Here is a 6063-nt window from a genome sequence, read left to right on the forward strand (position 1 = left end):
TTTGCGGATCACCTCGGCCACCGGTGTGCCGCTTTCCACCTGGCGCAGGGCAAAGGCGATCTGTTTTCCACCTGGCGCAGGGCAAAGGCGATCTGTTCTTCCGTATACCGCGATCTCTTCATGGCACTGACCCTCCTCAAGGATCAAAATGCCCGGAAAAGTTGTCCTCGGAATGGACCAGTTTGATGGGTCAGGACCAAGCTTGAAGCGCTTGGGTTTGGTGGTCCAGGCTCAGCGTTAGCTTTCGCCGGCTCCTGAGCCCTGCGCCAGTGGCGAAGGGCTTATCCGCAAAGCATATTCCTGCGGCGTTTGGTTTCCAAGCGCCATGTGAGGGCGGCTCTCATTGTAGTCCCTCCGCCAAGCCTCGATGATCCGCTTGGCCTCCGCGATGGTCTCGAACCAGTGCAGGTTCAGGTATTCGTCCCGCAAACTGCCGTTGAACGTCTCGATATGGGCGTTGTCGGTCGGCTTGCCGGGCCGGGAGAAATCAATCCGGGTGCCATGATGATAGGCCCACAGGTCGACCAGATGCCCGGTGAACTCGGTGCCATTGTCGGCAAACAGGTACTGGGGGCCCCGCGCTGGCCCACCAGACGGTTGAGCACCTCGACCACGTGCTCGCCCCGCAGCCGCTGCCCGACCTCGATCGCCAGCTCCCTCGCGCGTGAACAGGTCCATCACCGTCAGAGCCCGAAACGTCTGGCCGGTGCTGAGTGCATCGTGGACGAAGTCGAGGCTCCAGGCCTCGTTGGATCGCTTCGGCTGGCAGCGGGCTTGGCGTTGAACGACCATCTTGCGCCGCCGCGGCTGCTTGCTGCGCGGGGCCAGCCCTTCCTCGCGGTAGAGCCGGTAGATTACATTCCGCCCAACCGTCCAGCCCTCTCGCTTGAGCAGGATGTGGACGCGCCGGGAGCCATAGCGCACCCGCGTGCGCACGATCTCGTGCATGCGCTGACGCAGCTCGAGACGCGGATCTGCGATCAGCGGCTTGCGCTGGGTCGAACGATGCTGACCGGTCAGGGCACAGGCCCGCCGCTCGCTGTAGCCGTGGGACGCTTGCACGTAGCGCACCTCCTGCTTCAGGAGCGCGGGCCAGGGGAACTTTTTTGACAGAACGTCCTGCAGCACGGCTTTGTCAAGGCTGAGCTCGCGCACCTGGTCCGACTCGAGGCCCGCGTACTGCTTCTTCCAGCGATAAAACGTCTGCTCCGAGATGCCGACCTGCCGGATCAGATCGGCCACCGGCAGCCCCAGCTCCGCCTGCTTCAGTGCCGCCACGATCTGCTCGACCGAAAACCGCTTCTTGCGCATGGCGACCCCCCTGAGCCCCCAAGGAAATTTGCCGGTCAGACTAACACAGCGGCTGGACCACTGCGCCCGTGTCACCTCAGCGGCGACGCTTCCAGACATCCAGGATGAGGTCAACCGCGGAGAGAACCATGACGCGACAGCTGATATCATCCGAACTGACGGAAAGGGCCGCTCAAAGGGCTTGACCAGAAGCCCCAGAATAAGAGAACAAGGCCACACTGGCGTAGAGGACCACAGGTGCCGATCTGGCGAGAAGCAGTCGAGCAGCGATGGTGTGTCTGATCTGTGACAAAGGCGACGACGTCTCGTCCAACTCTTAACGCGTGCGTCGGGCCGCTCCGGTTAAGTCCGGTGCCACTGAACACACAAAAAGGCACAGGTCGAGCCTCCCTCAGACGGGTCTCACAGCAATATTTTTGCGGTTTTATACCGTGCATGGCACCAAATTTGCGTGGGAGAATTGGAAAGGCGGTGGGAATACACCGGGCTCGATTCGTGGGTGACGCCTTAGCTAGCCTGCAAGCTGTTAACTGGATGAAGCGCGCACAATAAGCAGTTCGGCAACACAGCGAAAGTCAGCATTATGGTGGGGTATCTGGTGTAGAACAAAGGAAGTTGGACTATGTCTGGCGCTTTCGAATGGTCCGATCGCACCCCGTCAATGAAAACGCAACGCGATGAACTCGACGGTGCGTTCTTCCGCAGCCCATTCAGCATCTACGTCGATCGTAGTGTAGGGGCGAATGCCAGAACTGTCGCTATTCTGCGAGACGCGTTGATGCTGCGGGCTAAACGTAGTGGCGAACTGGCTTCCATGCGGCTACCAGAATTCTTGGCAACCGGTGAACGTCTCGCCATAGGTCTGCGAAATCTGTATGAAAACGGACGGCTTGGGGAGTACTGGACCGAATACATCATAGACGCGATTGATCGCGCTTTACTTCTACTCAATACTGTACGAGAGAGTGGCGACATCTTCCTCGATCATGAGGCGGCGGGCTGTCCACCGGTGCTTTTCTACAAGTACGACGCCATTATGGACGGACGGGAACTTCCGCTAAAATCCAACTTTGTATTACTACGACTTATTCCTCCTCAGGATGTTACCACCGACCCGTCCCGCCGGCCATTTGTTATTGTCCCTCCGCGAGCCGGACACTGCGTGGGTGTCGGCGCCCACGCAGCCGATAGTCAGGCCGGCGTCGCATTGCGCGAAGGCCATCCCGTTTATCTGGTGGCCTTCCGTCGCGAGCCGGAGCAGGGTCAGCAACTCTCCGATGTCGCCTATGCGCAAGCCGCCTTTGTTCGGGAAGTTATGCGCCGGCATCCGCGTGCCCCTCTCCCGGCAATCGTTGGTAACTGCCAAGCTGGCTGGGCAACGCTCGTGCTGGCCGCAACAAACCCTGACTTGACAGGACCCATTGTCATCAACGGGTCGCCGGTGTCGGCTGTATCGGGGAACATCGGCGATAGCAGTTTCCGCTACATTGCCGGCATATTCGGGGGCTTATGGATACCGATGTTTCTATGCGACCTCGGCAACGGGATCTTCGACGGCGCCTATCTAATACAAAACTTTGAACTACTCAATCCCGAGAGCCGGCTGTTCCTGAAGTACGCTGAGATTTATCGCGACGTTGACACGGCGCGCGAAAGTTTCCTAGCAAGGGAGAAGTTGTGGGGCAGTTTCTGCCTGCTGCACGAGAATGAGATCTGCTGGATTCTAGAGAACCTGTTCATCGGCAACCGGCTCGCCAGAAACCGGGCCAATCTAAGTAGGTCGCCAAAAGTTCTGCAACAGCTTTCTAAGCCAGAAACGTTTGGACAGCATGCCGGCCTTGCGGCGCGCCTGCTGGGGCGTCAGCCTCAGAACCCACTCAGCGGCCTCGGCGGCCAGGGCATCGATGGAGGCGGCCTGCCGGTTGGCGGCAATCAGCCGCTTGAGCTCGCGCCAGAGCTGGTCCATCGGGCTTAGTTCGGGTGCCTGCCGGGGCAGCCACACGAACCGGATGCGCAGCCGGGCGGCCAGGGCTTGGGTCTGCGGCGCGGTGTGGGCGCTGGCCCGATCCGTCAGCAGCCAGAGCCAGCCGGCACCGCGGTAGCGGCGCCGCAACGCACGCAGGAACGCCTGGGCATCGGCCTGAGCGGCGCGATGGCGGACCAGCACGACGCGGCGCGCACTTTGTAGGTCGATCGCCCCGAACAGCACCCGCTTGGCATTGTGGCCGGTGATCGGCACCACCGCCTGGGTGCCCTTCAGCGCCCAGACCGCGCGCAGCGGCGGAAACAGCCGCAGCAGGGTCCAGTCGAGGCACAGCAGCCGATCTCCCCTGTGCCGGCTGGCTTTCAGACGTCGGGTGAGGCCCCCTTTTTCTGCGCCAGATGCGCCGCGCGTTGGACATAGACATAGCGCGGCCGCTTCCAACGATAGCCGGCCTCGTGCAGCCGCCGCCGCAGCGTCTGGGGGCTGACGGCGAGGCCCTTGGCGGCCAGGTCGTGGGCCAGCAGCGGCACGGTCCAGCTCGTGGCCTGATAGCCGCAGCGGCGCGGGTCGCGCGCCAGGGCCGCCGCCAGGCGTCGCGGCGTGAGCCTCGGCTGACGGCGCGGACGCCCGCTGCGTGGCCGGTCGATCAGGGCCGTGGTCTCATGCTCGGCCCGGTACTGGACGAGCCAGCGATGCACGCTGGAGCGGTTGACCCGGCAGCGGCGGGCTGCCTCGGCGGCAGAATGCCCCTCGGCCACCAACAGCAGCGCCTCGAGGCGGCGATACACACGGGCCTCGCGGGCGCCAGCAAGCGCGGCAGCAAGCCGCTTGCGATCCGCCTCGTCGAGCCACGTCTCGGGAGAGTGATCATGGTGTTGCATGCTCCCCAGAACACACCCGCAGCGTTCGCGTTGCAAGTCTTATGTTGACCTACTTAGTATCGGAGCGTCAGCACATCGATCTCAAGCAGATCCGCGCGCCCATCGTCGTTTTCACCAGCCATGGTGACAACGTCACTCCGCCTCAGCAAGCTCTGAATTGGATCACAGATGTTTACCAGAACGAGGAGGAGGTCCGGGTTCGCGGCCAACGTATTATCTACATGGTACACAATGACGTCGGGCATCTCGGAATTTTTGTATCTTCGAGAGTTATCAATAGGGAGTTCAATCAAGTCGCCACCATTCTGGAAGCGATCGAAACGTTGATGCCCGGGCTCTACGAAATGTGCATCAAAGATGTTGAAGAGCATGATGGATGCAAGCACTTCAGCGTTGAACTGGTCAGCCGCACCTTCAAGGATATTCGTGCACTTAACGACAGCTATCGGGACGAGATTCCTTTCAACGCTGTCGACCACACATCTCGGATTCAGGCCCAGATCTATCATACAGTTGCTCGTCCGTTCATCAGAGCTGCAGTCACAAACCTCACAGCCGAGGCTAGCCGAAGTCTCCACCCGAAACGCTTATCGCGAGCGCTAATGTCTTCACAGAATCCGATGATGGTTGGCGTCCAGTCTCTAGCCGAGCAGGTTCGACGCAATCGCGCAAGGGCCAGAGCGGAAAATCCGTTCCTCATTGCAGAAGCACTATATGTCCAGCACGTCGAACAGGCGATGATCTTCTGGCGCGACCTGCGCGAGATGATCTATGAACTGGTGTTCCACAGCGTGTGGAATAATCCTTTGCAGCACTACCTTAGCAGCCCCTCTAAGGTGAATGCGAGGCAACCGGTGCTTGGAGAACTGCGGTCATGCCCCGACGTTTGCGATGCGCTCGACGCAATCGCAACTGGCGGCTTCATCGAAGGCGTCACTCGCATGGTGACGCTGCTTGCTAACGATCGCGGGGGTATCCGCGGCGATCGTCTGGGCCGCTGGTCCCGCATATTAATCCAAGACGAGCCATTCCGCTCTCTACCTCGTGATCGCCTGACCTCAGTCATTCGCCAGCAAACTACTATCGCCACATTTGAACGGGAGCAGGCCATCGATACCCTACCGTTGCTACTGAATGATCGCCAGCAGCGGCGTCGCGCCTACCTCCTTGCATGCTACGTACTCGGCCCCGTCGCGGAAATGGAGCCGAGCACGGTTGACCTCCTACGGCAGTTCGCTCAAGTGCTTAACCAGCCACCAATCACTGGCGATGTCACGGAGAATCCTTTGGCGGATACGCGCGCGGGCTGAAGTGCGGATGCTTTGTCGTGAGAAGACGAGGACGGTGTGTGCTTTTGAGGCTGGCGAGTAATTATCTTCCTTTCAGAGGCACTTCCCCGTTCGGCGGTTTGAGGTTAAGCGCGCTCAAGCCGTCCGCGATCCCAATGTCCGACGTCACTTGCACGCCCTTGCTTCTCTTCGGGATCAGCTCTGTGGCTGTCCCAGTATGGGGGCAGAAGAATAAGGCCGCCCAATCTGCTGCGCGTTCTGATTGCGCATGACGCCACCGAGACGGTGTTGTCACGTGAACCGGCATTGGGCGCATTGAGGCAGATTCGGCCGCATGACAGTTTCAAGAGGCAACATTCGCCGCGACTTTCCACTCCGCCATCGCGCTGAGGCGGTGAAGGTGGGTAGCGCGGGCAGAGCGGCGGGAGCGGGGTGGAACGAACAGGTTGCGGACGGCAGAGAACCCGTTGACGAACCTCTGCAGCCCTCCGGCAGATCGAAAGGCACCGTTGCAGTAACTTGAAAAGGGCATAACGGACCCCGTCGAACGGGTCATTCAGGCTGCAAGGCCGAAGAGCTGATTGAAGAGACGGACTTC

The 6063-nt window shown here is 60.4% G+C and carries 5 protein-coding genes and 2 pseudogenes; 3 read left to right on the forward strand and 4 right to left on the reverse strand.

Annotated features, from left to right (window positions below; translation table 11 throughout):
• A partial coding sequence (locus tag OCW50_RS32420; protein WP_262300348.1) for a hypothetical protein occupies positions 1 to 186 on the forward strand: 186 nt, incomplete at its 5' end.
• A gap of 51 nt (positions 187 to 237) precedes the next feature.
• Here OCW50_RS32420 and OCW50_RS32425 read toward each other — a convergent pair.
• A complete protein-coding gene (locus tag OCW50_RS32425; RefSeq protein WP_247654129.1) occupies positions 238 to 1311 on the reverse strand; it encodes an IS3 family transposase in 1074 nt (357 codons plus the stop codon).
• 814 nt (positions 1312 to 2125) lie between these two features.
• Between OCW50_RS32425 and OCW50_RS32430 the strand changes: the two genes are divergently transcribed.
• Entirely contained in the window at positions 2126 to 3286 is a 1161-nt protein-coding gene (locus OCW50_RS32430; RefSeq protein WP_262300352.1) for a DUF3141 domain-containing protein, read from the forward strand.
• Here OCW50_RS32430 and OCW50_RS32435 read toward each other — a convergent pair.
• Together OCW50_RS32435 and OCW50_RS32440 are read right to left on the reverse strand one after the other, a co-directional pair.
• A pseudogene (locus tag OCW50_RS32435) lies at positions 3266 to 3736 on the reverse strand (transposase); the annotation flags it as partial. The gene OCW50_RS32430 and the pseudogene OCW50_RS32435 overlap by 21 nt on opposite strands.
• On the reverse strand, positions 3658 to 4176 hold the full coding sequence (locus OCW50_RS32440) for a helix-turn-helix domain-containing protein (protein ID WP_262300349.1): 519 nt from the start codon (positions 4174 to 4176) through the stop codon (positions 3658 to 3660). The gene OCW50_RS32440 and the pseudogene OCW50_RS32435, both read right to left, overlap by 79 nt.
• 41 nt (positions 4177 to 4217) lie before the next feature.
• Here OCW50_RS32440 and OCW50_RS32445 point away from each other — a divergent pair, with 41 nt between their 5' ends.
• The gene (locus OCW50_RS32445; protein ID WP_262300350.1) at positions 4218 to 5486 is read left to right on the forward strand and encodes a DUF3141 domain-containing protein; all 1269 of its coding nucleotides are present in this window, start codon (positions 4218 to 4220) and stop codon (positions 5484 to 5486) included.
• A 322-nt stretch (positions 5487 to 5808) separates the two neighbouring features.
• Here the strand turns inward: OCW50_RS32445 and OCW50_RS33675 are convergent.
• Positions 5809 to 5967, reverse strand: a pseudogene (locus OCW50_RS33675) (IS6 family transposase); the annotation flags it as partial.
• Positions 5968 to 6063: the final 96 nt, after the last annotated feature.

It is taken from the genome of Microvirga sesbaniae (genome assembly GCF_025460805.1).
Classification (GTDB): Bacteria; Pseudomonadota; Alphaproteobacteria; order Rhizobiales; family Beijerinckiaceae; genus Microvirga; species Microvirga sesbaniae.